This window comes from Arthrobacter sp. B0316-1-20 (assembly GCF_059091865.1).
This window is the reverse complement of record NZ_JBNHHC010000053.1, coordinates 1-25,903: the sequence shown is the minus strand read 5'-3', so window position 1 is coordinate 25,903 and position 25,903 is coordinate 1. Positions and strand designations below refer to the sequence as shown.

At 66.0% G+C, this 25,903-nt stretch carries 27 protein-coding genes, 1 tRNA gene and 1 pseudogene; 11 read left to right on the top strand and 18 right to left on the bottom strand.

Features of this window, described 5'->3' with window-relative positions:
- Positions 1 to 92: 92 nt before the first annotated feature.
- Together AC5RW2_RS36195 and AC5RW2_RS36190 are read left to right on the top strand one after the other, a co-directional pair.
- Positions 93 to 525: pseudogene (locus AC5RW2_RS36195) on the top strand (ASCH domain-containing protein).
- 249 nt (positions 526 to 774) lie between these two features.
- Positions 775 to 1,293 (top strand): DUF2867 domain-containing protein, encoded by a 519-nt coding sequence (locus AC5RW2_RS36190; RefSeq protein WP_493999551.1) that lies wholly within the window; start codon positions 775 to 777, stop codon positions 1,291 to 1,293.
- Positions 1,294 to 1,576: 283 nt separating this feature from the next.
- Here AC5RW2_RS36190 and AC5RW2_RS36185 read toward each other — a convergent pair whose 3' ends face one another.
- The gene (locus AC5RW2_RS36185; RefSeq protein WP_494075094.1) at positions 1,577 to 1,702 is read right to left on the bottom strand and encodes a hypothetical protein; all 126 of its coding nucleotides are present in this window, start codon (positions 1,700 to 1,702) and stop codon (positions 1,577 to 1,579) included.
- Between the two features lie 87 nt (positions 1,703 to 1,789).
- Here AC5RW2_RS36185 and AC5RW2_RS36180 point away from each other — a divergent pair, with 87 nt between their 5' ends.
- Positions 1,790 to 2,200, top strand: a complete 411-nt coding sequence (locus tag AC5RW2_RS36180; RefSeq protein ID WP_494075093.1) for a DUF2975 domain-containing protein — start codon at positions 1,790 to 1,792, stop codon at positions 2,198 to 2,200.
- 175 nt (positions 2,201 to 2,375) lie between these two features.
- Here AC5RW2_RS36180 and AC5RW2_RS36175 read toward each other — a convergent pair whose 3' ends face one another.
- Both AC5RW2_RS36175 and AC5RW2_RS36170 read right to left on the bottom strand, forming a co-directional pair.
- On the bottom strand, positions 2,376 to 4,499 hold the full coding sequence (locus AC5RW2_RS36175; RefSeq protein WP_493999553.1) for a 3-hydroxyacyl-CoA dehydrogenase NAD-binding domain-containing protein: 2,124 nt from the start codon (positions 4,497 to 4,499) through the stop codon (positions 2,376 to 2,378).
- Positions 4,496 to 5,791: a thiolase family protein gene (locus AC5RW2_RS36170; RefSeq protein WP_493999554.1), complete on the bottom strand. Its 1,296-nt coding sequence runs from the start codon at positions 5,789 to 5,791 to the stop codon at positions 4,496 to 4,498. Before AC5RW2_RS36170 ends, AC5RW2_RS36175 begins: the two co-directional genes overlap by 4 nt.
- 151 nt (positions 5,792 to 5,942) lie before the next feature.
- Here AC5RW2_RS36170 and AC5RW2_RS36165 point away from each other — a divergent pair, with 151 nt between their 5' ends.
- Positions 5,943 to 6,971, top strand: coding sequence for a DMT family transporter (locus tag AC5RW2_RS36165; RefSeq protein ID WP_493999555.1), 1,029 nt, complete (start codon positions 5,943 to 5,945; stop codon positions 6,969 to 6,971).
- Here the strand turns inward: AC5RW2_RS36165 and AC5RW2_RS36160 are convergent.
- From AC5RW2_RS36160 to AC5RW2_RS36150, 3 genes are all read right to left on the bottom strand, one after another.
- Entirely contained in the window at positions 6,909 to 8,363 is a 1,455-nt protein-coding gene (locus AC5RW2_RS36160) for an HRDC domain-containing protein (protein WP_493999556.1), read from the bottom strand. The genes AC5RW2_RS36165 and AC5RW2_RS36160 overlap by 63 nt on opposite strands.
- Positions 8,364 to 8,745: 382 nt before the next feature.
- Entirely contained in the window at positions 8,746 to 9,099 is a 354-nt protein-coding gene (locus AC5RW2_RS36155) for a hypothetical protein (RefSeq protein WP_493999557.1), read from the bottom strand.
- 271 nt (positions 9,100 to 9,370) lie between these two features.
- On the bottom strand, positions 9,371 to 9,826 hold the full coding sequence (locus AC5RW2_RS36150; protein ID WP_493999558.1) for a hypothetical protein: 456 nt from the start codon (positions 9,824 to 9,826) through the stop codon (positions 9,371 to 9,373).
- A 651-nt stretch (positions 9,827 to 10,477) separates the two neighbouring features.
- Here AC5RW2_RS36150 and AC5RW2_RS36145 point away from each other — a divergent pair.
- From AC5RW2_RS36145 to AC5RW2_RS36130, 4 genes are all read left to right on the top strand, one after another.
- Positions 10,478 to 11,614, top strand: coding sequence for a sensor histidine kinase (locus AC5RW2_RS36145; protein ID WP_494075092.1), 1,137 nt, complete (start codon positions 10,478 to 10,480; stop codon positions 11,612 to 11,614).
- Between the two features lie 19 nt (positions 11,615 to 11,633).
- Positions 11,634 to 12,290 (top strand): response regulator, encoded by a 657-nt coding sequence (locus AC5RW2_RS36140; protein ID WP_493999560.1) that lies wholly within the window; start codon positions 11,634 to 11,636, stop codon positions 12,288 to 12,290.
- Positions 12,291 to 12,385: 95 nt separating this feature from the next.
- Positions 12,386 to 12,841 carry an AAA family ATPase gene (locus AC5RW2_RS36135; RefSeq protein WP_493999561.1) on the top strand — a complete coding sequence of 152 codons (456 nt, stop codon included), beginning with the start codon at positions 12,386 to 12,388 and terminating at the stop codon, positions 12,839 to 12,841.
- Positions 12,842 to 13,104: 263 nt separating this feature from the next.
- On the top strand, positions 13,105 to 13,626 hold the full coding sequence (locus AC5RW2_RS36130) for a class I SAM-dependent methyltransferase (RefSeq protein ID WP_493999562.1): 522 nt from the start codon (positions 13,105 to 13,107) through the stop codon (positions 13,624 to 13,626).
- Positions 13,627 to 13,834: 208 nt separating this feature from the next.
- Here AC5RW2_RS36130 and AC5RW2_RS36125 read toward each other — a convergent pair whose 3' ends face one another.
- The 6 genes from AC5RW2_RS36125 to AC5RW2_RS36100 all read right to left on the bottom strand — a co-directional run bounded on the left by AC5RW2_RS36125 (position 13,835) and on the right by AC5RW2_RS36100 (position 19,012).
- On the bottom strand, positions 13,835 to 14,425 hold the full coding sequence (locus AC5RW2_RS36125) for a DUF3000 domain-containing protein (RefSeq protein WP_494001247.1): 591 nt from the start codon (positions 14,423 to 14,425) through the stop codon (positions 13,835 to 13,837).
- Between the two features lie 114 nt (positions 14,426 to 14,539).
- Positions 14,540 to 15,607, bottom strand: coding sequence for a threonine aldolase family protein (locus tag AC5RW2_RS36120; RefSeq protein WP_493999563.1), 1,068 nt, complete (start codon positions 15,605 to 15,607; stop codon positions 14,540 to 14,542).
- A 49-nt stretch (positions 15,608 to 15,656) separates the two neighbouring features.
- Complete coding sequence (locus tag AC5RW2_RS36115) at positions 15,657 to 16,460, bottom strand: SDR family oxidoreductase (protein WP_493999564.1); 804 nt, start codon at positions 16,458 to 16,460, stop codon at positions 15,657 to 15,659.
- Between the two features lies 1 nt (position 16,461).
- Positions 16,462 to 17,841, bottom strand: coding sequence for a DUF6421 family protein (locus AC5RW2_RS36110; RefSeq protein ID WP_494075091.1), 1,380 nt, complete (start codon positions 17,839 to 17,841; stop codon positions 16,462 to 16,464).
- 230 nt (positions 17,842 to 18,071) lie between these two features.
- Complete coding sequence (gene msrB / locus AC5RW2_RS36105; protein WP_493999566.1) at positions 18,072 to 18,494, bottom strand: peptide-methionine (R)-S-oxide reductase MsrB; 423 nt, start codon at positions 18,492 to 18,494, stop codon at positions 18,072 to 18,074.
- A 14-nt stretch (positions 18,495 to 18,508) separates the two neighbouring features.
- Complete coding sequence (locus AC5RW2_RS36100) at positions 18,509 to 19,012, bottom strand: hypothetical protein (protein ID WP_493999567.1); 504 nt, start codon at positions 19,010 to 19,012, stop codon at positions 18,509 to 18,511.
- Between the two features lie 100 nt (positions 19,013 to 19,112).
- Here AC5RW2_RS36100 and AC5RW2_RS36095 point away from each other — a divergent pair, with 100 nt between their 5' ends.
- On the top strand, positions 19,113 to 20,351 hold the full coding sequence (locus AC5RW2_RS36095; RefSeq protein ID WP_493999568.1) for an alpha/beta hydrolase family protein: 1,239 nt from the start codon (positions 19,113 to 19,115) through the stop codon (positions 20,349 to 20,351).
- A 54-nt stretch (positions 20,352 to 20,405) separates the two neighbouring features.
- Here the strand turns inward: AC5RW2_RS36095 and ybaK are convergent, their stop codons facing one another.
- From ybaK to AC5RW2_RS36080, 3 genes are all read right to left on the bottom strand, one after another.
- A complete protein-coding gene (gene ybaK, locus AC5RW2_RS36090) occupies positions 20,406 to 20,897 on the bottom strand; it encodes a Cys-tRNA(Pro) deacylase (protein WP_493999569.1) in 492 nt (163 codons plus the stop codon).
- 2 nt (positions 20,898 to 20,899) lie between these two features.
- Positions 20,900 to 21,367 (bottom strand): SufE family protein, encoded by a 468-nt coding sequence (locus AC5RW2_RS36085; RefSeq protein WP_494075090.1) that lies wholly within the window; start codon positions 21,365 to 21,367, stop codon positions 20,900 to 20,902.
- Between the two features lie 64 nt (positions 21,368 to 21,431).
- Complete coding sequence (locus tag AC5RW2_RS36080) at positions 21,432 to 22,337, bottom strand: sulfurtransferase (protein ID WP_493999571.1); 906 nt, start codon at positions 22,335 to 22,337, stop codon at positions 21,432 to 21,434.
- Positions 22,338 to 22,688: 351 nt separating this feature from the next.
- On the opposite strand from AC5RW2_RS36080, the gene zapE reads away from it, so the two are divergent.
- The gene (gene zapE / locus AC5RW2_RS36075) at positions 22,689 to 23,726 is read left to right on the top strand and encodes a cell division protein ZapE (RefSeq protein WP_493999572.1); all 1,038 of its coding nucleotides are present in this window, start codon (positions 22,689 to 22,691) and stop codon (positions 23,724 to 23,726) included.
- A gap of 139 nt (positions 23,727 to 23,865) precedes the next feature.
- On the opposite strand, the gene AC5RW2_RS36070 is transcribed toward zapE, so the two are convergent.
- Positions 23,866 to 24,357, bottom strand: a complete 492-nt coding sequence (locus AC5RW2_RS36070) for a hypothetical protein (protein WP_494050010.1) — start codon at positions 24,355 to 24,357, stop codon at positions 23,866 to 23,868.
- Between the two features lie 185 nt (positions 24,358 to 24,542).
- Between AC5RW2_RS36070 and AC5RW2_RS36065 the strand changes: the two genes are divergently transcribed.
- The gene (locus tag AC5RW2_RS36065) at positions 24,543 to 25,259 is read left to right on the top strand and encodes a hypothetical protein (protein WP_494075089.1); all 717 of its coding nucleotides are present in this window, start codon (positions 24,543 to 24,545) and stop codon (positions 25,257 to 25,259) included.
- 148 nt (positions 25,260 to 25,407) lie between these two features.
- On the opposite strand, the gene AC5RW2_RS36060 is transcribed toward AC5RW2_RS36065, so the two are convergent.
- Both AC5RW2_RS36060 and AC5RW2_RS36055 read right to left on the bottom strand, forming a co-directional pair.
- Positions 25,408 to 25,656 carry an antitoxin gene (locus AC5RW2_RS36060; protein WP_494013873.1) on the bottom strand — a complete coding sequence of 83 codons (249 nt, stop codon included), beginning with the start codon at positions 25,654 to 25,656 and terminating at the stop codon, positions 25,408 to 25,410.
- 123 nt (positions 25,657 to 25,779) lie between these two features.
- Positions 25,780 to 25,854 (bottom strand) — tRNA-Val (locus AC5RW2_RS36055).
- Positions 25,855 to 25,903 lie beyond the last annotated feature (49 nt).

Here is a 25,903-nt window from a genome sequence, read left to right as displayed (position 1 = left end):
TAACACCGGCCACTGCACTCGGCAACGTGCTCATGCAGCGACTCCGTGCGGCCGGCCACACTTACCAGGTAACCAAACTCGCCTGAACCCAGATCCTAGCTGCGGCCCCGGAATACACAATTGAACACTTCGGTGATACGCAGCGGTTAGCTGATGAACTTCTCGCTCATGTCCTCAGCGGAAACAAACGCGCGACGGCGGAGCCCGTTGCGGACTTCATAGCGCGAGGTGACCAGGTGCCCCGGATCGGGGTCACACTGGATTGCCTGTGACGGGAACGGCACTCCGAGCATCATCATTCGCACTATTGAACGGCGCATTCGTTCTTTCAAAAGTGCTGATGCTGCTTTCGCCCGCGACGAAGGCGAGGACGATTTGAGCCTAGACAGTTGGCAGCGTGAGCACCGCCGCTACTGGACTCGCGTATCAGCAGCCCAAGGGCGTCAATGGGCAGAAACCGACGAGATCGTCTTCGAACGATTCAAGGTGGTTTGGCCACCTCAATATGCAGATTCGGCACAATAAGTCAGCCGCACGTTGGCTCGTAGGGGATTCCCCAAATGGGACAGTAATGAGCCCTGATAGAACGGGATCGCGGCCGGCGTTTCAGCTGTCTTTTTCGGCTTCTTTGCCAGACGCGAGATCCAGAAGCTTCGTCATGAGTATCCGACGTCATAACATCCGGTTGGCGTTCTACCTGCCGCCTTCCCCGAGGCAGATCTGGTACTTTGCCTGGCAGTACGCGCAGCGGCGGCCCCGAAGAAAGGCGAACTCATGCACCCGGAACTTCAACGCTACTCGAGGTCAGCAGACCACCTAGACAGGGTGAGCGCCGAAACATCGCTGTCTTTACGTGAGGGCATCAGCAACATCCTGTCGTGGCAACCGATCTGGCTAAAGGCGCTGTTCGTGGCTCGTGGTGTGCTGGCCCGCCTCATGCGGCTCGAACACCCATCCGGCCGTACGAACCGCGCACCTCGCCCGGCAGAGATTAGCCTCCGCCCCGGTGGCAGACTCGCCTTCTTCACGGTTTCCGCAAGCAAGGAAGACACCTACCTGGTGCTCACCGCCGAGGACACTCATCTAATCGCGCACCTCATCGTCGAGGTCGAGCCGACCGGAACCGAACCCAAGAACAATTTCCAGATCACTACCGTCGTCCATTACCGCCGTTGGACGGGGCGGCTCTACTTCAACTTGATTTGGCCTTTTCACAACTTCATCATGCGCCGCATGATCACTGCAGCACTGGTGCATCCCCCGGGTTTTCTGAAGAACTTCCCAAGCCGATGACCGTCTAAATGCCAGGCAGGTGTATCGATACAGAATTCTCAACCGGAACATTCACGAGCGCACAACTGCATTTAGGCAATTGTTCTGCTATCGGCGTTCGCGGAGGCAGGGACGTAGGGTTGTAAACCCTGTTTGGGGTTCCCAACCTCGACCATTTAGCCTCCAGTCCACAGGGGAATCATGAGCGCAAGCAGCAAGAGCAGCAGCAATGCGCCGAGGGTAGACGGGATCCAGTACCACTTGGACATCTGTAGTCCGAATAGTGAGAACACCACGGCACCGGCTACGGCGACAACCACCAGCGCGCGTTGTCGGTGACGAAAAAGAGGACCAGCGAAACCAAAAGCACAACCGTCGCCGCTATTGGTCCGGCAGTAGGTCGCCGCTCTGGGGTAACGACTGCCGCCATGGCCTCACCTTTCATTTACTGGCATTATGCCTGTTCACTTGCGCCTAGCGCTTCCGCCATTCAGTCCACGTCGGTGATGATTGCCCTATGATCAGCCAGCGAGCCACACCCTTCCGCATCATCCTCGGAGCCCTTGCTGTTGGGGCACTGCTGGCTCAGCTGCTGATTGTTCCGCAGGTCGCCGCAGAGTACGCCGGCGCCTACCCCGAGGTTGCGTACCTGGCGCCCCCGTACGTCACGGCAATCGTGATTGCCATCGGCGGTTTCGAGGTGGCCTTGCTGGCGTCCTGGCAGCTGCTTGCGGCCGCGGTGGCGGGCAACGTGTCGACCAGTCGGTCAAAGCGATGGGCCGCCGTCATGGCGGCTTCGCTATGCTTCATGTCGCTGATCTTTGCAGGCGTTTTTGTCCAGCTGGAAGCGTCGCAAACGTCGGCGGACCACCGATGTTGTTCGGACTGCTGGTCTCTCTCGCCCTTGTGCCCGTTGCGTTCAGTGTGAGAGCCAAGGCACTGAGGTTTCTAATGGGAAACGACGTCCACGAACGTGCTGTCGCGTGACTGGAATGCCCCGGGCCTGCGCTCCCGGGTAACGACGTCTTTTCCTCCGGTGAGCCGGCACCGCCGTCGTCCTGAAGGCGCGGTACGACGGCGGTGCGCGGCTTCGGCGGCTGCGGTTACCGCTCCGGGTGGAACTTTCGGCCGTTGACCCGTTCGGAGGCGCCGACCCGGTCCAGGTACGGGGTGATGCCGCCCAACTGCAGCGGCCACCCCGCACCCATGATCATGCACAGGTCGATGTCTTCCGGCGCGGCCACCACGCCCTCTTCCAGCATGAGTCCGATCTCCTCGGCCAGTGCGTCCTGGGTGCGCCGCAGCAGCTGCTCGGAGCTGCTGGGGGAGTCTCCGAACTCCAGCAGCGCCAGGGTCGACTCGGGAATCACCTGCCGGCCGTCGTCGTCGGTGATCCAGAGGGAGGTGATGCCGTTGTCGATGAGACGCTGCTGGTTGGCGGAGACCCGGAAGCGGTCGCCGAAGGCCGCATTCAGCGACTCGGTGACATGTTGGGCTACCGGGATGCCGACCATGGCCAGCAGGGTGAACGGGGTCATCGGCAGGCCCATGGGTTTGAGCGCGTTGTCGGCGATGTCGGCGGGCGTGCCCTCGTCGAAGGCGTTGGACACTTCCCCCATCAGCCGCAGCAGCACGCGGTTCACGACGAAGGCGGCGGCGTCCTGGACCAGCACGGTGGTCTTCTTGAGGGCCTTGCCCAGGACAAAGGCGGTGGAAAGCACTTCGTCGCTGGTCTTCGGCGCCCGGACGATTTCCAGCAGGGGCATGACGGCCACGGGGTTGAAGAAGTGAAAGCCGACCACGCGTTCGGGATGCAGCAGGTCCGCTGCCATCTCCGTGACCGACAGCGATGAGGTGTTGGTGGCGAGGATGCAGTCCTCGGAGACCACCGCCTCGACCTCGGCGAAGACCTGCTTCTTGACGGCCAGTTCTTCGAACACGGCCTCAATCACAAAGTCGGCGTCCGAGAACGCTTCCTTGGAGGCCGAGCCGGTGACCAGGGCCTTGGTGCGGTTGGCAGCGTCGGCCGAGATGCGCTGCTTGGCCAGCAGCTTGTCCACTTCGGCGTGGACGTACCCCACGCCCTTGTCCACCCGGGCCTGGTCGATGTCCGTCATGACCACCGGAACCTTCAGCTGGCGGGCGAACAGCAAGGCCAGTTGGCTGGCCATCAGGCCGGCGCCGACCACGCCCACCTTGGTGACAGGCCGGGTGAGCTTGGGGTCCGGTGCGCCGGCCGGCCGCTTGGAACGCTTCTGCACCAGCTCCAGGAAGGCGTATACCGTGTCGCGGAAATGCGGGGTCTGCATCAATTCCGCCAGCGCCTCGACTTCAAGGTCGGCTGATTCCTGCTGGCTCTTGCCCCGGCCGGCGTCCAGGACGTCCAGCACCTTGGCCGGTGCCGGCGCGGCGTTGGACGTCTTGGCCTCCACGAACTTCCGACCGGCCGCGATGGCCTTGTCCCAGTCCGCGTCGGTGGCCGCGGAGGTCTCGGCGCGGCGGTCCGCGACCAGCCGGCGGGCGTCGTCGTCGGTGAGGATTCGCGTGGCCCAGGCCAGCGACTGCTCCAGGAAATCGGCCGGTTCGAAGAGGACGTCAGCGATGCCCAGCCGGTAGGCGGCCGCGCCGTCGAGCGCCTTGTTGTTGCTCAACGGGTTCTCGACCATGACCTTGACGGCATTCGCCGGGCCGATCAGGCGCGGGAGCCGGTAGACCCCGCCCCAGCCGGGGATCAGGCCCAAGAAGGCTTCCGGCAGCGAGATGGCGCCGGCGCCGGTGGAGATGGTGCGGTAGTCGGCGGCGAGCGCGATCTCCAGCCCGCCGCCCATCGCTGCTCCGTTGATGAAGGCGAACGTCGGGACGCCCAGGGAGGCGAGCGTGGCATAGGCATCGTGGCCCAGCCTGGCCATGGTCCGTCCGTCTTCGGGGCCGGTGAGCCTGCCCACGGCGCTCAAGTCGGCCCCGGCCACCAGGTAGTACGGCTTGCCGGTGATGGCGACGGCGGAGATCCTGCCCGCCGCGGCCCGCGCCTTGAGCCCTTCGAGTGCCGTGCCGAGTTCCACCAGGCTGTTGGGGCCCAGGGTGGTGGGCTTACGGTGGTCCAGGTCGTTGTCCAGGGTCAGCAGCGCCAGGGTGCCGGCACCGGGCAGTTCCACATCCTGCACGTAGGAATGGGTGACGGTCTCGTCCGGGAACTTCGCGGCCAGGGCCGTGTACTCGGCGTTCATGCGTGGTCCTCTCGTGCCTGTGCTGCCGCGGGGGCGGCGGTTCCGACAATTGCGGCGGCCGCATCGGCGGTGCTGCCCGAATAATCTGCATGGTGCGGGTTTTCCCAGATCACCGTTCCCCCCATGCCCAGTCCGATGCACATCGTGGTCAGTCCGTAGCGCACCGACGGGTCGTCCGCGAACTGGCGGGCCAGCTGAGTCATGAGGCGCACGCCGGAGGCGGCCAGGGGATGGCCGACGGCGATGGCCCCGCCGTAGCGGTTGACGCGGGGATCGTCATCGGCGATCCCGTAGTAGTCCAGGAAGGACAGCACCTGCACGGCGAAGGCCTCGTTGATCTCGAACAAGCCGATGTCCGCGATGTCCAGGCCCGCCATCTTCAGGGCCTTTTCGGTGGCAGGGACGGGCCCGATGCCCATGACCTCGGGCTCGACTCCGGCGAAGGCGTAGGAGACCAGGCGCATCTTCACCGGCAGGCCAAGCTCGCCGGCTGCCTCCGCAGAGGCCAGCAGCGAGACGGTGGCGCCGTCGTTGAGGCCGGCGGCATTGCCGGCGGTGACCCGGCCGTGCGGGCGGAACGGGGTCCGCAGCCCGGCCAGGTCTTCCACGGTGGTGTCCGGCCGCGGGGGTTCGTCCGCACTGTGCAACGACCAGCCTTCGCCCGGTTTGCGGCCGGTCACCGGCACCAGGTCGGGCTGGATGCTGCCGATCCGGTAGGCCGCGGCTAACTTGGCCTGGCTGGCCGCGGCATAGGCGTCCGCGCGTTCCCTGGTGATTGCGGGGAAGCGGTCATGCAGGTTTTCGGCGGTGTTGCCCATGTTCAGCGCCGCAGGGTCCACCAGGCGCTCGCTGGCGAACCGCGGATTCGGATCCGCCCCCTGGCCCATCGGATGGTTGCCCATGTGTTCCACGCCGCCGGCCACCACCACGTCGTACGCGCCGAAGGCGATGCCGCCGGCCGTCGTCGTCACGGCGGTCATGGCGCCGGCGCACATCCGGTCAATGGCGAAGCCGGGGACGGAACGGGGCAAGCCGGCAAGAAGCGCGGCGGTGCGGCCGATGGTCAGGCCCTGGTCGCCGGTTTGCGTGGTGGCGGCAATGGCCACGTCGTCGATGCGGCCGGGCGGCAGCGTCGGATTGCGGCGCAGGAGTTCCCGGATGCACTTGACCACCAGGTCGTCGGCCCGGGTGCCGGCGTGGATTCCCTTCTCACCCGCCTTCCCGAACGGGGTGCGCACGCCGTCGACGAAGACGACATCGCGCAGGGCGCGGGGCGGGGACGTGGCGCTCACCTGATACCTCCATGAGATGCGGAACACAGTGCTGACCATGATGTTACCCGCCGGTAACTTAAGCAGCAAGCACGCCGTAGTAGTGCCCCGGAACAATGCAGCGGGTGCGGTCCGGCGGCTACGCTGGGCGGCAGGCAAGCGGCGAGGAGACATGAAAGCGGAAGAACAGCGGTATCGTCCGGCGGAGGCCTCTGCCGGCGCCTTCCTGGTGCTGGCGGCGTCGGTGCTGTGGGGAACCACCGGAACGGCCGCCACCTTCGCGCCCGGCGTCGGACCGCTTGCCATCGGCGCGGTGGCCATGGGAGTGGGCGGGCTTTTTCAGGCGCTGACCGCGCTGCGGCCGATGAATCGTGCCCGGCCGCAACTGCGGGTGCGGTGGAAGCTGGTACTTCTGGGGGCGGTGGCCGTTGCCGTGTACCCGTTGGCCTTTTACAGTTCCATGCGCCTGGCCGGCGTTGCCGTCGGCACGGTGGTGAGCATCGGCTCCGCTCCCTTGGCCTCCGCGCTCATCGAACGGGCTGCCGACCGGCACATCCTGGGGGCTCGCTGGGCGGGCGCCGCCGTGCTGGGGCTCTCCGGAACCGCACTGCTGTGTTTCGCGGCCGCGGGCGGCGGCGGCAACGGTGCCGCGGACGGCGACGCTGCCGGGGGTGCGGGCGGCACGATTGCGGGCATTGCCCTGGGCCTGCTGGCGGGACTGACCTACGCCCTCTACTCCTGGGCGGCGCATCGCATCATCGGCGGCGGTGTGTCCGCCCGCGCCGCCATGGGCGCCATGTTCGGCCTGGGCGGACTGTTGCTGATGCCGGTGCTGCTGGCCACCGGCGCTCCGCTGCTGGCCTCGTGGGGCAACGCGGTCGTGGGGGCCTACATGGCACTAATCCCGATGTTCGCCGGCTACGTGTTGTTCGGCCTCGGCCTCGCGCGGGTCCGCGCGAGCACCGCCACAACGCTTTCGCTGGCGGAGCCTGTCGTGGCCGCCGTGCTGGCCGTGCTGGTGGTGGGCGAGCGGCTGCCGCCCGCGGGCTGGATCGGCGTCGCCCTGGTCATCGCGAGCCTCGCCGTCCTGACGGTGCCCGGCCGCCGCCCGGCTCCCGCGCCGGCGCGGCAAGGGCGGTCAGGCAGGGGAATGCCGTTCACGCCGGCGCCGCCGGATGGAGCCGGACACCGCCCCCGCTGAAGAATCGGCGGGCCCTGCAACAGTTGCCGTGGAAGTCCGCCGGCGCGCGGAGGTGCCGACGGCGCCGCCGCCGGTGGCCGCCTGGGGCTCAGGGTTCTCCTTGAGTGCCAGCGGCTCCGGGTTGGCGTACGCTTCGGCAAGCAGCCCGGCCGTCAGTTTCCGCTGCCAGGGGCGGGCGCCGAGTTCGGCCAGGGCGGCGTCTACCGACTGTTCCGTGGCGGGCTCCGGCGGACGCCATGCGGTGCGGCGCAGGTAGTCGGGGGTGAGCAGGTTCTCCACCGGCATGTCCAACTGCTCGGCGAGCGATGCCAGCCGGGGACGTGCGGTCTGCAGCCGAGCCGCGGCGGCCGGGTCCTTGTCCGCCCAGGAGCGCGGCGGCGGGGGAGCGTTGGTGGGCAGGTGCAGGGGAGGCAGGTCCGTCTCGCCCCGGGCCGTGGCGACGCAACGCAGCCAGCGCGGTGCCTCACGCTGCGCGGCCCGGCCGTGGAACCCGTGCGTCTCCAGCAACTGCGGGACGGTGGCGGGCATTGCCTTGGCCGCGGCGACGATGGCCGAGTCCGGGATCAGCCGGCCCGGTGCAACATCGCGCTTGGCGGCCAAAGCTTCGCGTTCGTTCCAGAGTTCGCGCACGGCGGCCAGCTGCCGCCGGTCGCGGATCTGGTGCAGTCCGGAGGTGCGGCGCCAGGGGTCGACGCGCGGCGGCGACGGCGGGGCGGCGCGCACCGCCTCGAATTCCTCCAGCGCGTACTCGAGCTTGCCCGCGTCGCGCAGCCTGTCGATCAGGGCCTCGCGGAGCTCGATGAGCACCTCGACGTCCAGTGCGGCGTAGCGCAGCCACGGCTCGGGCAGGGGACGCGTGGACCAGTCCGCCGCGGAGTGCTCCTTGGCCAGCGTGAAGCCGAGCAGGGACTCGATCACGGCTGCCAGGCCCACCCGGGGCAGGCCGGCCAGCCGGGCCGCGAGTTCGGTATCGAACAATTTGTCGGGCCACATGCCCAGCTCGGACAGGCAGGGCAAATCCTGGCTGGCGGCGTGCAGGATCCACTCGACGCCGCGCACGGAGTCATTGAGCAGCTTCAGGTCCTCAAACGGCTCGGGGTCGATCAGCCAGGTGCCGGCACCCTCGCGCCGCAACTGGACCAGGAAGGCGCGCTGCCCGTAGCGGAAGCCCGAGGCCCGCTCGGCGTCGATGGCGACCGGACCGGTGCCGGCCGCCAGCGCAGCGGCGGCCCGCTGCAACCCCGACTCGCTGGCGACGACCGGCGGAACGCCGTCGCGAGGCGCGTCGAGGTGGATCAGCTGGGGGGTCTGCTCCCGGTGTTCTGCGGCGTCGTTGGAAGTGCTCTGGTCAGGGCTGTTCTGCCCGGACGTGTCCGAAGTCAAGGAGCTCATGATCCGTTCAGTTTAGGCCAGCAGCATGCGCCCGGCCGAATGGGGGGACGCGCCATGCCGTAATCGGAGGCGATGAAGCGCCGCACGCCGACTTCCTGGCAGCCCACAGCCATTTCTGATGCATCCGCAGCTCCCGGGTGATTACAAACTTGCAATTGACTTCGCTAGCGGATGGGTTCCTGCGGATGAGCCCTCATCTGGGTTGCGCCAGGACGACGGCGGGCAGGATGTGTTCGCACATTTCTCGGCCAGCGCCTCCAGCGGCGTCGTCGCAGGGATCTTGGTACTTGTTGCATCCTTGCCGGCCCGATGGACTTTCGGTCAGGCTATGTTCAGCCCGGCGCAGGAACGGTTACTTTCGGTTGAAAGGGCCCGCTCTGCGTTATTGAGTGCTGGCCGGGTTCTGTTGCGCTGCACGGCACAACTGCTCTTCACGTTCTTCCGGGGAAAGCTCGTTCCATTTCGCTGTCTGGGCTTGGATCTGGGCTTCGGAGAAACCCAGAACCTTCATTTCTTCGGGGGAAATGATGACACTGTTCTCCGCGCCGATCATATTCTTCCGGTCCAGTTCTGCGCCTGCACCGTCCGCGTAGTCAGCTGAGCATTCGACGAAGGGCTGGTGGGCATCCGGCGTGTCAATTGCAGGGCTCTGGCTGGGAAGGGTGCTGATGCCAAGGATTAGGCCGGCAGTCAGAAAGAAGACTGTAGTCAACAGGATGGACGGTTTCTTAGCCATTTGTTCCCCCTCGCATCAACCCCGGTTTGTGCGAGCGGGGACGAATCGATTTTCGCCCAGCCTACCCGGTGCGGACGGTGTTGCCGGACACTTGGCCTAGGAGCGGTGTGCCCCAGTAGTAAGGTTCCCCAGCCATTAGCCTTGCATCAAAGTAATGGCGGGGAAGTTTGGCTAGGAAAAGCTTCCAAAGAGTGCGCAAGACAAGCGGCTAAGCCCTACCGGCTCCGCTGGCGCGGGCCGGAGGGTGGACCACTCCGAGCCTGTCGTTGCCTCATCTGGAACCGGAAATGATTTCGGTTACTAGTAGCAGGGTGGCCGCAAAGAAGGGGGCCGCGCCGAGTGTAAACCCGATCCACGGCCATCGTCCGTGTTCAGGTTCGGCTGTCATCCGTTGTGCCAGTGCAGTGCAAGTGACGATAAGTGTCACCGGGGCGTACATGTGAGGCACGTTGAAAACTCCTATGCCCAGGAGCGTCACGAGCCAAATGTCAGCCAGCATAATCAGCACCAAGATTCCGAGTGACCAGGCAGGGACGACGAGACGTTTGTTGGGGAAGTAGATCGTGACGAGGATCCCGAGCAATCCGAAACCTGCCAATGCAACCGCGCCCCATAGAACAGCGTCACCCACCTCGGCCCCAATTTCTTGGGAGGGGGTCTGGACAGCGTCCGAGGAGAGGTAGACAAAATGATGCAGGATGTGCACATACGCGGGAGGCAGGGCCAAGCCGATTAGCGTTCTCGCCCAGATGGATGACCACCAGGGAGAGTTGCCCCTTGAAATATCTGCTGCGGATGATTGCACGGTTTGGAAACCTACTTCTTTACCTGAGACTGAACCCACTTTGTGCGAGCACGCCAATGGCTCCGTCCATCTGTTCCTCGAAACACTACGGCCACCAGACTTCTGTACATAAAGGGTTCCCTTATGCTGGCTCTACGCTCCGGGAAGCGTTTGCATGCTTTCTGTGCAGACCGAGGATCATCATCGGGCTGTGCGGGTCGATCGGGGGGGTCTGACCAGACCAGAAGTGCGGTGCGGACCAAATCTGGCTCAAAGAATGATTCATTTGGCTAATAGGTTGATTTGCAGCATTTCGGCGGGTTCTGTGTGATTGCCGTGGATATGGTGACTGGCATGGAACCGGTTTTGAAATTTGTGCGGAATTGGGGCGCCCCTGTGGCGGCCGTCCTTTTCTTTACACTGTGGTGTATTGCGGAGGCAGGAAGGATGGGAGGATCCTGGCAGTCATGGCCAGGGAACTGGCCGCTGGTGCTGATGACACTGGCGGTTGCCACTGCCGCTTGGAAGCCTTTGGTCTCTCTTGGGTTCACGGTTGCACTTCTTACCGGACAGATAAGTCATATTTTGCCGCCGATGGAAGCCAATCACTGGGCCATTTACCTTGGCTCGTTTGTCGCTCTGGGCTTTATCGTGTGGATTGCCCCGGCCCGGCAGCGGTACATGGCTGTGGGCGTGAACGTGGCCGCCGCTGCCGTCATGGCGTTCCTGATGCTTTCGTGGCGATACGGCGACGGTGTCGGCTGGTTCCCCCCGGCGCAGGCCGGCGACCGGTGGATGCTGCAGGACTATGGCTGGCAGTTGTTCGCGCTCCTCCTGTTGATAGCCGGGGCGTGCGCCGCCGTCGGCGGACTGGCGGCGCTGTATCAGGAACGGGGAGGTTTGTTCCGGGCCCGCGAACTGGCGCAAAACAGTCTGCAGGAGACCGAGATCGACCTGATCGTGGAGCAGGAACGGACACGCATCGCCAGGGATTTGCACGACGTCCTCGCTCATTCGCTGGCAGTCGTCGCCGCGCAGGCCGATGGAACCCGCTACCTGAGCAAGGACCAGCCCCAAGCCGTCCTAAGCGCCCTGGACACGATCGCCCGATCCGCCCGGAGCGCCTTGGTGGATGCGCAACGCGTGATCGAGGGCGTCCACGATAACGGTATGGTGGCGCCCCAGCCGCTGCTGAGTGACATCCCGGAACTCATCGAAGGCATGCAGCGCGGAAGTTTGAAGATTCACCCGACCGAGTCCGGGACACCGGTGGAACTGTCTGCCGGGCAGGAGATGGCCGTCTTCCGAATCGTTCAGGAGTGCCTGACCAACGCCCTCAAACATGGCGGGCGCGGCACCGATGTGCAGCTCCACTTTGACTGGAGCGGGCCGGGCCTGACTCTGCACGTGGCCTCGTCCGGCGCCGCAACCGGCCAAGAAGATGCCGCGAATCCGGCCACGTCCCGGGTGGGGAGGGGACTTCCCGGTATGCGCGAACGCGCCCATCTGGCCGGTGGCTGGCTGACGGCCGGGCCGGACGGCGAACACTTCCGGGTGACGGCCTTTATCCCCTACGGAACCATGGAAGCGACGACGGGGGACGATGCAGTCGGCGCCGAAGCCAGGGACACCTTCGGTGACGTTTCGAGTGCGGAAGTCCAGCCGGCTCTCGCCGCAGCGGGCCTTCCCGGGCAGGCAGGGGCCGCACGGGAAGCGGACCACCGTGGTTGAGGAGGGGACATGTATCACCGTGGCCCTGGTGGACGACCAGCCCTTGTTCCGGGCGGGTATCCGCATGCTGATAGAGAGCCAGGAGGATCTGGAATTCTTGGGAGAGGCCGGTGACGGGGAAGCATCGGTGGCCCTTGCAATCGAACGGCGTCCGGACGTGATGCTGATGGACCTGCGTATGCCGGTAATGGATGGCGTCGAAGCCACCCGGCGGATCGTGCAGCACGCCGCGGCGGCCGGCATCGATAAGCCGAAGATCATTGCGTTGACCACGTTCAACAGGGATCAGGCAGTGGTTCAGGTTGTGCAGGCCGGGGCGAGCGGGTATCTGCTCAAGAGCGCGGAACCGGAATTTCTACTGGCGGCGATCCGGACCGTTCATTCCGGCTACTCCGTCATCGCCCCGGGATCCATTCACTCTCTCTTCGAGCATGCAGCCCGCACCGTTCCCGCTATCGGCCCGGACTTGTCCGTACTTAATGTGTTGTCGGTGCGGGAGCGGGACGTCTTCCTGCTCGCGGCAAAAGGCCTGAGCAACGGTGAAATGGCGGAGAGTCTGTTCGTTTCTGAAGCCACCATCAAAACCCACCTGCGCAGCGTGCTGGACAAGCTCGAACTGCGCACCCGCCTCCAGTTGGTCGCCTTCGCCCACGAACGCCGCCTACTGGGCACCTGAACAGGCGACAGTTGCTCGATAACTGTTGCGGGCGCTGATTTGGTGCGTGCATCTCGGTTACCGGGCACTCTCGCGCACCGTTTACGCCGGCTGTCATGTCTCGAGTTTTGATCACCGGCATGCCAGGCGTGGGAAAGACAACGGTGCTGCACGAGTTGTCCCGGCGGGGCTACCGAACGATCGACACCGACTACGACGCCTGGGTGCTTCCTGACGGAACGTGGGATGAACCGCGGATGACGGCACTTCTGGCATCTCATTCGTCTCTGGTTGTCTCGGGGACTGTCGAGAATCAAGGTCGCTTCTATGACCGTTTCGCCGCTGTTGTTCTCCTGAGCGCACCCGTAGAAGTCCTCATCGAGCGAGTCTCGGTTCGTAAGAACAATCCCTACGGCAGCTCAGAGGCAGACCAGTCCGTGATCCGCCAATACGTTCTCGACGTCGAACCGTTGCTTCGGAAAGGGGCGTCCCACGAACTGGATGGTCGTCGACCGGTTCCGGAACTGGCGGATGAGGTTGAGCGTCTCATCTCGACGTGTGATGAGGCCTGACGCCCGATAAACGAACGGCTAGCAGGCACCTGGGAGTCATGTGGCGGGACGCAAAGAGTAAGGGGCCCGGCACGGCGTCCTTGACGCTAGCCGCCATGCTGGCGAAGTGCCCGGTTAAAGAGCGGCATAGAGGCGCAGGCCCATGTATCGTTCGGTGCTGTTCCCTGACCGCTACGCTCGTCAGCATGGGGAGTGAATCTATCCGAGCCGCATATAGGGCACGTGCCGCCGAGTACACGCGCATTCTTGGTTCCGTTGAGGACATGCACGAGCTGGATCGGCAACGCATCGGACGTTGGGCGACAAGTATTGACGGCTGCGTGATTGATGCCGGGTGTGGACCCGGCCATTGGACCGACTTCCTCTACCAATGCGGTGCCAATGTGCAAGGGATCGACCTTGTTCCCGAATTCATTGAAAGTGCCCGCGTACGCTTTCCCGATGTGCCTTTTCGCGTTGCCTCCTTACGTAATCTAGACGTACCAGATGGATCACTGGATGGTGTGCTGGCCTGGTACTCCCTCATCCACATGCCACCAGACGAGTTGTCCTTCGTGCTCAAGGAGATCGCTCGTGCCCTTGCCCAGGGCGGGCAACTACTCGTCGGATTCTTCGAGGGTTTTTCGGGCAAGCCTTTCCCACACGCTGTTACAACGGCGTACTACTGCTCCATCGAGCAGATGGGGCACTTGCTCAGCGAAGCAGGTTTCGATGTGCTCGACGTCGAGACGCGCCAAGACCCCGGGAAGCGAGCCCATGCCGCCATAACGGCTTCCGTCCGGTAAAAAGATTGAGCAGGCCACTGTCAGCTACCTCATCGTGTACTCCTACGAGACCGCCGCCTGGGCAGGTCTACCCCTACGCCGCGCACGTTGCCGCGCTGACCCGGGAACTCGCCACGGCCCGGTGCCGGTCCGTAACGTGTGGCTCGTGCCCGGCCGAATGGCGGGACGCGCCGGCACACGGGCTGCCCTGCAGGCGGGCGTCGGCTGGTCAGTTGCGGCGGCGGTGCGGCAGGGCGGCAACACCTTCCGGCAGTGGCGGCAACCCGGCATAGGTGCACACCATGTCGCTCCACGCCTCCAGATGGGAGCGGATGTCGGCGGAGGCAGGCGTCCAGGAGGCGCGAAGTTCGATGTCGATCGAGTCCTGCCGCCCGCTCAGCGTGCCGTAGCTTTCGGACAGGATGCGGGTCGCGGTGCCCCCGGCGTTGCGGTAAGGGGCGCCGTGGTTCTCCAAGGCTTCCACCAGCCAGTCCCACGCGACGGAGCCGAGCATGGTGTCGTTGCCCATGTCGGCGTCGAGCTCGGCGCGGATGTAGGTGACGATCCGGAAGGTTCCGTCCCAGACCGCCGAACCTTCCGGGTCGTGCAGCAGGATGAAGCGGCCGGTGGCCAGTTCCGGGCCGTCGGCGGTCTGCAGGGCGGTGACCACCGGGCCGTGGAGCGGCCGGGGGCCCGGTTCGGCGATGACTTCCGCGCCGAGGGCCACGGCGAAGGGGGCCAGCCGGGAGGGCGCGGGAATTTCCTCCAGCCGCAGTTCATTCCGGCACTGCGCTTGGCGCAGGTCCGACAGCGCGCGCATGAACTCAGGCGGCACTGCAGAGAGATCAATCGCACTCACACAGCCAGATTAGGCCCTGATGCCGCAGGACGTCAGGCAGGCGCGCCGGGGAGCGGAGGGCATCCCGGCGCGGGACTAGGAGAGTTCGCTGCGGATGGCCGCGGCGAAGGCGTCGATGTCGTCTTCGGTGGTGTCGAAGGAGCACATCCAGCGGACCTCTCCGCGCGACGAATCCCAGTCGTAGAAGCGGAACTTTTGCCGCAGCCGGTCCGCCACCCCGGGCGGCAGCGCGGCGAACACGGCGTTGGACTGGGTCGGCTGGGTCAGGGACAGCCCCTCGACGCCCTCGACGGCGGCGCGCAGCCGCGCGGCCATCGCGTTGGCGTGGGAAGCGGAGCGCAGCCACAGGTCGCCGTCGTACAGGGCGATGAGCTGGGCGGAGATGAACCGCATCTTCGAGGCCAGCTGCATGTTCATCTTGCGCAGGTACTGCAGCCCGTGGGCTGCATCCGGGTTCAGCACCACCACGCATTCGCCGTAGAGCAGGCCGTTCTTGGTGCCGCCGAGCGACAGGATGTCCACCCCGGCGTCGGTGGTGAAGCTGCGCAGGTCGGTGCCCAGGGAGGCGGCCGCGTTGGACAGCCGGGCCCCGTCCATGTGCAGCTTCATGCCGCGTTCGTGCACGTGGTCGGCGATGGCGCGGACTTCCTCGATGCTGTACAGCGTGCCCAGCTCCGTGCTTTGCGTGATGGACACGGCCAGCGGCTGCGCGCGGTGTTCGTCCCCCCAGCCCCAGGCTTCCCGGTCGATCAGCTCCGGAGTGAGCTTGCCGTCGTCGGCCGGCACCGCCAGGAGCTTGATCCCGCCCACGCGTTCGGGCGCACCGTTTTCATCCACGTTGATGTGCGCGGTGGAGGTGCAGATGACGGCGCCCCACCGCGGCAACAGCGACTGCAGCGACAGCACGTTGGCGCCGGTCCCGTTGAACACCGGGAAAGCCTGGGCGGCGTCGCCGAAGTGTCCGGCGATCACCTGTTGCAGCCGCGCCGTGTAGGCGTCCTCGCCGTAGGCAACCTGGTGCCCGGTATTGGCGTGGGCCAGCGCGGTCAGGACCTCCGGATGGACGCCGGAGTAATTGTCCGAGGCGAAGCCGCGCAGGTCGGTGTCGTGCAGGGAACCGGAAAGCAGGGGGGAGTCAGTCACGTGTTTCAGTATTCCTTAATCAGTGGGTGCCGTCACAGCCGGACCCGGGTCAGGCCAGCCGGATGCGTTCCCCGTTGAGGCGGGCGGCGTCCAGCGTGAACAGGGAGGCGGCGGCGCGGCTCAGGTCTGCCACATCGGTAAAACCGGCGAATGCCTTCTCCGGATCGGCCCGGCGCATGGCGTCGTCAAGCAGGGCCTTGACGGCCAGGACGACGGCGGCGGAGCGCTGGGGGGCGGGATCCTCCTTGCGTCCGGACTGGGCCCGGCGGAAGGCGTCGGCGACCGAGAACATCCAGCTCTCGGCGGCGGCTTTGGCGGCAGCGTAGTTGGCGCCGGACGCGGTGGGGGAATCCGTTGCCGTGCTCGAGACGATGACCACCCGGCCGGACGCCGAGGCCTCCAGCTGGGAAAAGAACGCGCGGGTGGTGTTCCGCAGCGTGCTGATCAGCTGCCGGTGCAGGAAGTCCCAGTCCTCGTCCGACTGCCCCGTCAGGCCCTGGCCGCCGCGCCAGCCGCCCACCAGGTGGATCAGTCCGTCGGCCCCGCCGTGCTCGGCGGCAACGGCGCCGGCCAACTCTTCCACGGCCCGGCGGTCGGCGAGGTCGCACTGGTAGGAGGCCACGGCATCGTTCTCCGCATAGGCGGCGTCGAGCCGGTCCTTGCTGCTGCCGACCGCCAGCACGGTGGCACCCGCGCCGGTCAGGGCAGCGGTGACGGCCTGGCCGGAGGCGCCGGATGCGCCGGCGACGACCACTGTGAGGCCGGCGAGGCGGCCGGGGCCGGGCGCGGCGGCCAGCAGCCGTTCGGCATCGGGCGGCCCGTCGCCGTTGCGCTGGTGTTCGGCGGCGGCCATGTCAGGCCGACTCTCCGGTGATCCCCGAGGTGGATTCGATCACCGGCTTCATCTTCCGCGCGAGGGCCTCGTAGAACATGGACAGCGGGAACTCGTCGTCCATGACCTGGTCGGTGACCTCGCGCGGCAGCCCCGTCAGCGGCAGCGCATCGGGGCCCTTGGCCCAGACCGAGGCCGGGTGCGGGGTCAGCGTCTTGGTCAGCATCTCGTAGGCGGCCAGCCAGTGGGCCACCTTGGGCCGGTCGATGGAGCGCCAGTACAGCTCCTCGATTTCCCCGCCCAGGGCGACGACGGCGTCCGCGACGTTGTCCCAGTCGATGGAAAGCTTGCCGTCCGTCCAGTGCAGCACACGGTGCTGGTGCAGCCAGGCGAACAGGAGCTGGCCGCCCAGGCCGTCGTAGTTGCGCACCCGGTTGCCGGTGATGGCGAAGCGGAAGATCCGGTCGAAGATCACCGCGTACTGCACCAGCCGGGCGTGCCTGCGGACCTCATCGGACGCGGTGGCGTCGTGGGCCAGGCGCACCGACTCGCGGAAGGCGGTCAGGTCACAGCGCAGTTCCTCCAGCGAGTACAGGAAGTACGGCATCCGCTGCTTGATCATGAACGGGTCGAAGGGCAGGTCGCCGCGCATGTGCGTGCGGTCGTGGATCAGGTCCCACATGACAAAAGTTTCCTGCGTCAACTGCTGGTCATCGAGCAGGGCCGCAGCTTCTTCCGGCAGGTCCAGCGAGGTGATGTCGGCCGCGGCGCGGACCACTTTGCGGAACCGGGCCGCCTCGCGGTCGGCGAAGATGGCGCCCCAGGTGAAGGCGGGGGTTTCCCGCACGGCCACGGTCTCCGGGAAGAGTACGGCCGAGTTGGTGTCGTAGCCGGCCGTGAAGTCCAGGAAGCGGATGGGCACGAACAGCTTGTTGGAGTAGGAGCCCGATTCCAGTTCGCCGATGAAGTCCGGCCAGATGACTTCGATCAGCACGGCTTCGACCAACCGGTCGCTGCTGCCGTTCTGCGTGTACATCGGGAAAACCACCAAATGCCGCAGGCCATTGATCCGGTGCTGCTGCGGCTGGAACGCCAGGAGCGAGTCCAGGAAGTCCGGGACGCCGAATCCGCCGTCGCGCCAGCGGCGGAAATCCACCACCAGTTTCTCCAGGTAGTCGGCGTCGTGTTCGAACAGCGGGGCCAGCTGGCCAATGGCGTCGATGATCACGTCGGTCTGCCCGGCGGCAGCGGGTTTGTTGCCGTGGTCCGGTACTGAGCCGTCGTGGACCTGGAGTCCGCGCAGTGCGGTGGCCGCCTCTTTCAGGCGCCGCCATGCCGGGTGCTGCGCCGGGTTGCCGTGCACGGCGGCACTGGAGTTGCTGCGGGTGGGGGTGATGGTCATCGTCGCCTCGCCTTTCCGTCGGGCCGGGTCTCCCGGCGCCTCACGTCGAATATGCAGCGAGCGTAGCAAGGCAACAGCACTACTTATGTCAAAAGCGGCCGGAGGTTAGGAACTGTAATGCTCAGCCCCTCGGTGGGCGGGAATGATTAAGCCCGGCTCGTGCTGGCCGGGCTTGAATCAGATGAAACGTGGAAGCGCCGAAGGCGGCAGGGGAGGCGCGGTACGAAAAGCTACTGCGTGTCCTTCAGCGTCAGGGACACCGAGTTGATGCAGTAGCGCTGGTCCGTGGGGGTCCCGTAGCCCTCGCCCTCGAACACGTGCCCGAGGTGCGAGTCGCAGCTGGCGCAGCGGACTTCGATCCGCTCCATGCCCAGCGTCGAATCCCGCAGGTAGCGCACGGTGCCCTCGGCCAGCGGCGCCCAGAAGGACGGCCAGCCGCAGTGGGAATCGAACTTCTCCTTGCTGGTAAACAACTCGGCTCCGCAGGCGCGGCAGCTGTAGACCCCCTCGGTATGGGTATCCCAGTATTCGCCGGTGTAGGGCCGCTCCGTGCCGGCCTCGCGGAGCACATGGTATTCCTCCGGGCTCAGCTCCTGCCGCCATTCATCGTCGGTCTTGGTCACCGGGAACTGTCCGGCCTCTGTGTTGCTCATAGTCTCTCCAACGTTCACGAGTCGCCAATGTATCCCGAGCCCGAGTACAGGTGCAGGACCGGAATGCCCAGCTTGTCCTGCGCCCGGTTGGCCCAGTCGGTGTGGAAGGTATCGGAAATGGAATGTGGCCGGGTAATGACAACGGCCCGGTCTGCGGGATGTTCCCCGACGTACTTGACCAGGGCGGACACGCCGTCGTCCTCGACGATGTCCACCGTGGCGTTAAAGCCCGCTTCCGCCAGCAGCCTGGCGGAGATGCGCCTGGCTTCGTCGGCCTCGTGCCGGGCCTCTTCCGGAGTCGGCTGGCCGTGCGCCAGCTCGCGGAACGCGGTGCCGACCTCCAGCAGGCTCAGCCGCTCGACGAAATCGAGCAGCAGGTTCCGCTTGGTGTCCTCGGGAATCAGCACCCGGAAGGTGGTCTGCCCGGCGGCGGTCTGCTCGCCGGCCAGCCAGCCGAAATTCTGCAGGTCGGCGTCGTTGAGCGGTTCCTCGGTCAGCACGACGATGGTTTCGGTCATGCGCCCAGCCTAATCAGCAGCACAAGCGGGGGACAACAACGCGGCGCGCCGACGGCCGCGCCGGTTAGCGGTCGGCACTTGCACCGGCAAGAATGGACCCATGGCTGTGTTCGAACGCTCAGACCGGTCCGGCCGGAACACCTCCGCCGGCGACGGCCAGCTGCCCCGTGCCCGCTGGCTGCTGCTCGGTGCCTTGGCGGGAGCGGGCGCCGGATCGGTCCTGGCCGGAGCTACGTCGGGACTGGCCTCCTATTTCGCCCGCCAGGTTCTCACTCCGGTCCGCGAGCACGTCCAGAACCTGGAAATCCTGGCCGTCGTCGGAACCGGCCCGCAGCAGGAAATCATCCTGCCGGCCACCCCGGACACCACGGCGCCGGGCGTCTACAGCGTCTATTACGACGGCGGACGATCCGTGGCGCGGGTGGGCGAGGTGACGTCCTACTCGCCGCGGGAAGGCACGGTCCAGCGCAGGGTCGAGCAGGTGTATGCCGGCGACCTCGCCGCCGCCACGCGCGGCTGGTGGGGCGGTGCGGCCTACCCGGACCCGGCCGCCGTCGGGCTGGCCAATGAGGAAGTCGACATCGAGGTGGAAGGCGGCATTGCGCCGGCCTGGCTGGTCCGCGCCGAGGCGGAGGCGAAGACCTGGGCCATCATGGTGCACGGCCGGGGTGCGTCCCGGGCCGAGGGCATCCGCGCCGTCCGGTCGGTCCGCGGGCTGGGAATGGCGTCGCTGCTGATCTCCTACCGGAACGACGGCGAAGCCCCCTCCGCCCCGGACCGCCGCTACGGGCTGGGCATGACCGAATGGCGCGACGTCGAGGCGGCGATCGGGTTCGCCCTGGCGAACGGGGCGGAGGATGTAGTGCTGTTCGGCTGGTCGATGGGCGGGGCAATCAGCCTGCAGGCAGCCGACCAGTCCCGCTACCGGAGCCGGATCCGTGCGTTGGTGCTGGACGCCCCGGTGATTGACTGGACCGACGTGCTGGCCCACCAGGCGAAGCTGAACCGGATACCGGATGCCGTGGGGCAGTTCTCGCAGTGGCTGATCTCGAACAAGGCCGGACGGCTGCTGACCGGCCTCGCCGCCCCGCTGGACCTGAAGATGATGAACTGGGTGGCCCGGGCCGACGAGCTGCAGGTGCCGACGCTGATCGTGCACAGCGAGGACGACGACTTCGTGCCGCACGGCCCGTCCGCGGCGCTGGCCGAAAAGAACCCGCTGGTCACGTTCGAGCCCTTCAGCGGGGCCGGTCACACCCGCGAATGGAACGTGGACCCGGAACGCTGGGAGCGCGTCGTCACGTCCTGGTTGACCCGGGTGCTCCGTCCGGTGGGCTAGGGCCCTATCCCGCCTTCAGCGGGGCGAAGGACGCGCCCGTCAGCGCGGCCAGGGCTAACCCGCCTTCAGCGGGGCGAAGGACGCGCCCGTCAGCGCGGCCAGGTCCGCCGGGGCGATCTCGATATCCAGCCCGCGGCGACCGCCCGAGACCAGGATGGCGACGAAGTCCCGGGCGGTGGAATCCAGCACCGTGGGGCTGGCGTGTTTCTGCCCCAGCGGCGATATCCCGCCCAGCACATACCCGGTGCGCCGCCGGGCTACCTGCGGGTCTGCCATGGCTGCGCGCTTCCCGCCCAACGCTGCGGCCAGTTTCTTCAGGTCCAGGCTGGAACTGACCGGCACGACGGCGACCGTCAGCGATTCGTCCACGATGGCCATCAGGGTCTTGAATACGCGGGCGGGATCCATCCCCAGCGCCTCCGCGGCCTCAAGGCCGAAGCTGGGCGCCGCGGGGTCGTGGGCATAGGTGTGCAGCACGTGCGGAACCCCCGCCCGCTGCAGCAGCGTGGTGGCGGGGGTTCCGGCGGATGGTTTGTGCCTGGCCACCGTCAGGCCGAGGCGGCGCGCAGTTGCCGTGCCTCGGTGATCAGGCGCTTGATGCGGTACAGCATGGCGGACATGCCGCGGATCCGCAGCGGGGTGATGGCACGGGTCAGGCCCAGGTGCTCGGCGATATCGTCGGGAACGGCCAGGATCTGCTCTGCCGGCAGCCCGTTGAGCCCCTCGTGCAGCACGGAGGCGAAGCCGCGCGTGGTGGGGGCTTCCGGCGGAGCCGAAAAGTAGATTTGCACGTCCTGGTCCGGGTCGTCGCCCAGCTCCAGGGTCAGGAAGAGAGGAGACTGGCATTCCACCACTTGCTCCAGCAGTTCCGGATGCCCGGCGAAGCGTTCCGGCAGCTCGGGCAGCTCCCGGGAGAACTCCAGCAGCAGCTGCAGCCGCTCGGCCTCGCTGACCGCCTGGAAGTCGTCGATGATTTCTGCCAGCGGTTCGGGAATGGTCTGCTCGGTCACGGTCATACTTGCGCTCTCTCTTGCAGTTTCGGGCTCGTTACGTCAACGTTGCGTGCCCGCCGGCTATTCCTTAGCGGGCCGAGGCGGGGATCCCGCCGGGCTCGGCGCCCCTGACGATCGGCACGCGCACGGCATTGCCCCATTCCGTCCACGAGCCGTCGTAGTTGCGGACCGTGTCGAAGCCCAGCAGGTACTTGAGCACGAACCACGTGTGGCTGGACCGTTCGCCGATGCGGCAGTATGCCACCACGTCGTCGCCCGGCTTCAGCCCGGCCTCGTCCAGGTAGATGGCCTCAAGCTCTTCGCGCGATCGGAACGTCCCGTCCTCGGCCGCCGCCCGCGCCCACGGCACGGACGCCGCCGTCGGAATGTGGCCCCCGCGCAGGGCCCCTTCCTCGGGGTAGGCGGGCATGGTGGTGCGCACGCCGGTGTATTCCTCCGGAGAGCGGACGTCCACCAGCGGCTTGCCGAAGTGGTCCAGCACGTCGGTGAGGAAGGCTCGGATGGGCGCGTCGTTGCGCTCGACGACGGGGTAGTCAACCGCCTCGGGCCGCGGCACCTCGGTGGTCAGTTCCCTGCCCTCCGCGATCCACTTGTCACGGCCGCCGTCCAACAACCGCACGTCTTCGTGGCCAAACAGGGTAAAGACCCAGAGCGCGTAGGCCGCCCACCAGTTGCTCTTGTCCCCGTAGAGCACCACGGTAGTGTCCCGGCTGATGCCCTTGGAACCGAGCAGCGCGGCGAAGCCCTCGCCGTCCACGTAGTCGCGGGTGTCCGGATCATTCAGGTCGGTGTGCCAGTCGATCTTCACCGCGCCCGGAATGTGGCCGGTCTCGTATAGCAGGATGTCTTCGTCGGACTCCACGACCACCAGCCCGTCCGCGCCCAGGTTCTCAGCCAGCCACTGCGTGGAGACCAGGCGGTCGGGGTTGGCATAGGCGGCAAACTTCTCGTTGTGCTCGGCGGCAATGGGCATGGCAAACCTTTCCTTGACGTGCAGCTTTCCATAGCGTGCAGACGGCCGTGCAAAACGGCCGGGGGACTTCTGTTTAGCCTAACCACCGGAGCAGGCAAAAGCTTCCGGGGCCGCACCCCGCGTCACATCGTGGCCGGGCGGAGCGCCTGGGCCCGCCGGGAGGAGCGCCTGGGTGCGCCGGCCGGAGCACCGTGGCCCGCCGGCCCAGGAGCACCGGGGCCCGCCGGACCCGCTGTGGCCTGGCTTACACCGGCTGCCGCCGGCGGGCGGGGTAGCGTATCGTTTTGCTGGCGGCATTCCGGCCGCTGTGCATTCTCCGAGCCCATGTCAGGAAGGCAGCGGTTAGCCTACGTGCCCCAGATTGAACAGCTTTCACGCCGGACGCCGAAGGTGTCCGTGGACGAACTGCTGGCGGGCCTGCACCCGTCGCCGCGCTTCGGCGAAGTATCCTTCGCCAGCTACCGCCCGGACCCGGCCCAGCCGTCTCAGAGCGAGGCCGTGACTGCGCTGCAGCGTTTTGCGGTTGTGGTCGACCGGCCCAAGCCCAAGGGCTTGAAGAAGCTGTTTGGCGGCGGCAAGCCGGAGGGCCACTCCGGCATTTACCTCGACGGCGGGTTCGGCGTGGGCAAGACCCACCTGCTCGCCTCGCTGTGGCACGCCGTCGACGGCCCGAAGGCCTTCGGCACCTTTGTGGAGTACACCAACCTGGTCGGCGCGTTGTCGTTCCGCAAAACCGTGGAAGCGCTCAGCAGCTACCGCCTCGTGTGCATCGACGAGTTTGAATTGGATGATCCCGGCGACACCGTGCTGATGTCGCGGCTGATGCGCGAGCTCGCCGACGCCGGGGTCAAGCTTGCGGCAACCTCCAACACCCTGCCGGGTTCGCTGGGGGAGGGACGCTTTGCCGCCGTCGATTTCCAACGCGAAATCCAGGTGCTGTCCGACCAGTTCGAGGTCATCCGGGTGGACGGCGAGGATTACCGGCACCGGGGGCTTCCGGCCGCCCCCGAGCCGCTCAGCGACCACGAACTCAAGCGGCGGCTGCATGATTTCGATGGCAAGGTCGTGGCCGCCGACGAATTCTCCGATCTCGTCAACCACCTGGCCGGGGTGCATCCCAGCCGGTACAAGCAGTTTCTCGACGGCGTGGACGCGGTGGCCTGGCATAACGTGCACACGATCACCGAGCAGGCCGTGGCCCTGCGGTTCGTGGTGCTGGCCGACCGGCTCTACGACAAGGACGTGCCGATCATCGCCAGCGGCGTGCCGTTCGATGAGCTTTTCACCCCGGAAATGATGTCCGGCGGCTACATGAAGAAGTATTTCCGGGCGGTATCCCGCCTGACCGCGCTGGCCCGCGAGGGCCAGGCCGGCGAACCAGCGGCTTAGCTCCCGCAGCCGGGCGCGCACATGCCGCCACTGTGCAGGAGTAATGCCCTGCGCCTGATGACGATACGACCGGGCAACCGACGCGACCGACGCGGTGTTCAACTACGCGACCCCGCCGAATGGCCGAGACCGGGCGCCCCTACTCCGTGATGCCAAGCATGGTGCAGATGTTCGGCATGCTGTTGGCCGTGCACAGCCGGTACGTTCCGGGGCGAATGCTGTCCGGAATGATGAGGGTGTCTGGGCCCGGTCCCTCGACGCCAATATCCTTCCAGGTTTGGCCCTTGGGGTCGTTCGCAGGCCACCATGTTGGGGAACCAGAGCCGCCGTCGTCATCGGTCGTGGCAATGAGGTAGTAGCGGACAAGCCAGCTGTTGCCGTCTTGTTCTTCCAGAACCCAGGGGATTCCCCGGGAAGTTTCCTCGGGGAATCGGACCTTGATGGTCTGCCCCGGTTTAGTAGGAGAAGGCGAGACTTTGAGCAGTTCGGGATGCATCTGCGCGTCTGGATCGTTCACCCCTGCCGTGCCGGCTGGTTTTTGGACGGCGGTTCCTCCGGATGTTGAACTTCCACAGCCGGACAACGCCAGCAGTACGACAACCCCAGTCGTCAGTTTGGCTATCGCATGCATGACCGCCCCTTGTTTGATGTACAACGGTCTGCGTCACGGTAGCGGCGGAACAGCATGGAGAGGAAGGGTGGGACGCTGCGAAGCATAACTTCATGTTGATGCGGCCAGATGACCAGGGCCTGGCCGAGGCAGTGGATTTCTTGGGGACAGAGGATGTGGAGGATCTGGAGCTTGGTGAGAAGTAGGTGCAGGAGGCACTGTGCGGTTCTGTGCCGGTCCTATGGTGGGACACTTACCTGACCGAGCTGGAGCGGACGAGGAATCAAAATCTCGAAAGGGAATTTATGAGATCCAATCAGCCCCTGCCAGATAACCCCTGGCCGCAGGACATGGTCATCTCTGTGAAAGTCGCGCCGAACCACCTATCGCTCCTGCTCTTCATCCGTAGCGCTTGGAACATTGCCCCGGATGTCGCCATTCCCGAGTTGAACCCGGCACCGAAGCCCGGTGCCTCGCGACTGCCTGCCACTGCAGACAGGACTGAGTGGGGCGCCCGTTGGCAGCAGGCTTGGGAACGAGCTTGGGCCTGGTACGACACGGGGGACCAGAAGAACCAGCATCCAACGCCGGAAATCCGCTCCGATCAGGAGAGGCACGTGGCCTTCCCGCCGGGCTGGACAACCGAATACGGCTGGGATGGCGTGGACATCGACGGCTTCAACCATTGGCAAATCCAGCTGCAGCCCAACCACATGCTCCCTCTTGAACTACACCCCGAACGCCGCTGTCTGCCGGCTCTGATTGCCGCTTGGAAAACAGGCATGGACACCGTCCTGGTCATGCCTTATCAGGGGGACTACGCCAAGCGCATCAGCCCAAGGCATCTCGTCGTCTCGGCGCAGACCCATGACGATCCCGAGAGCTACACTCGCGCCTTGGCCTCCAGGCTCCCACCCTATTAGCTATCAGTTGCCGAGCAGCGGCGCAGGAATGGGACGGGCTGACGGGTCCGCCAAACCGCAAGGCACGCACGGGCGAATAAGCGGCCTCACGACAAAGGGTGCCGGCTCGCCTCCCGGCGGTCCGGCACCCTTCTTGGCGTGCCCAGGACTAGGCGGACGGAGTGTTCCCGTCGGACGGTGCCTGGCCATCCCTGTCACCGAACGTGTCGACGAAACGGGATGCCTTGGCCTGCAGGCCGCCTACCTGCTTGGAATACTTACCGCCGGTCTTGGCGTCGATGTAGTCACCGGTGCTGCCGACGGCACCCTTGATCTTGCCAGAGTGTTCTCCCACGAGACCGGCTGCCTTGTCCTTGAGTCCTCCGGCCTTGCCCTTGAGCTCGTCAAATACAGACACAGCCACCTCCTTTCCGACGGGGGGCCTTTCGCCCCTGCACATCCATCGTAGGCACCGCGCCGCGGGCGCTCAACGGAGTAGACGGCTTAAACAAGGAGGGCTCCCGCCGGGGGAGCCGTGGAGTGGTGGGCGATACTGGGATCGAACCAGTGACCTCTTCCGTGTCAGGGAAGCGCGCTACCGCTGCGCCAATCGCCCCGGTGTGCCCGAGGCGGGCCGCTGGAGAAAACGCTGAAAAAGAGAGCGG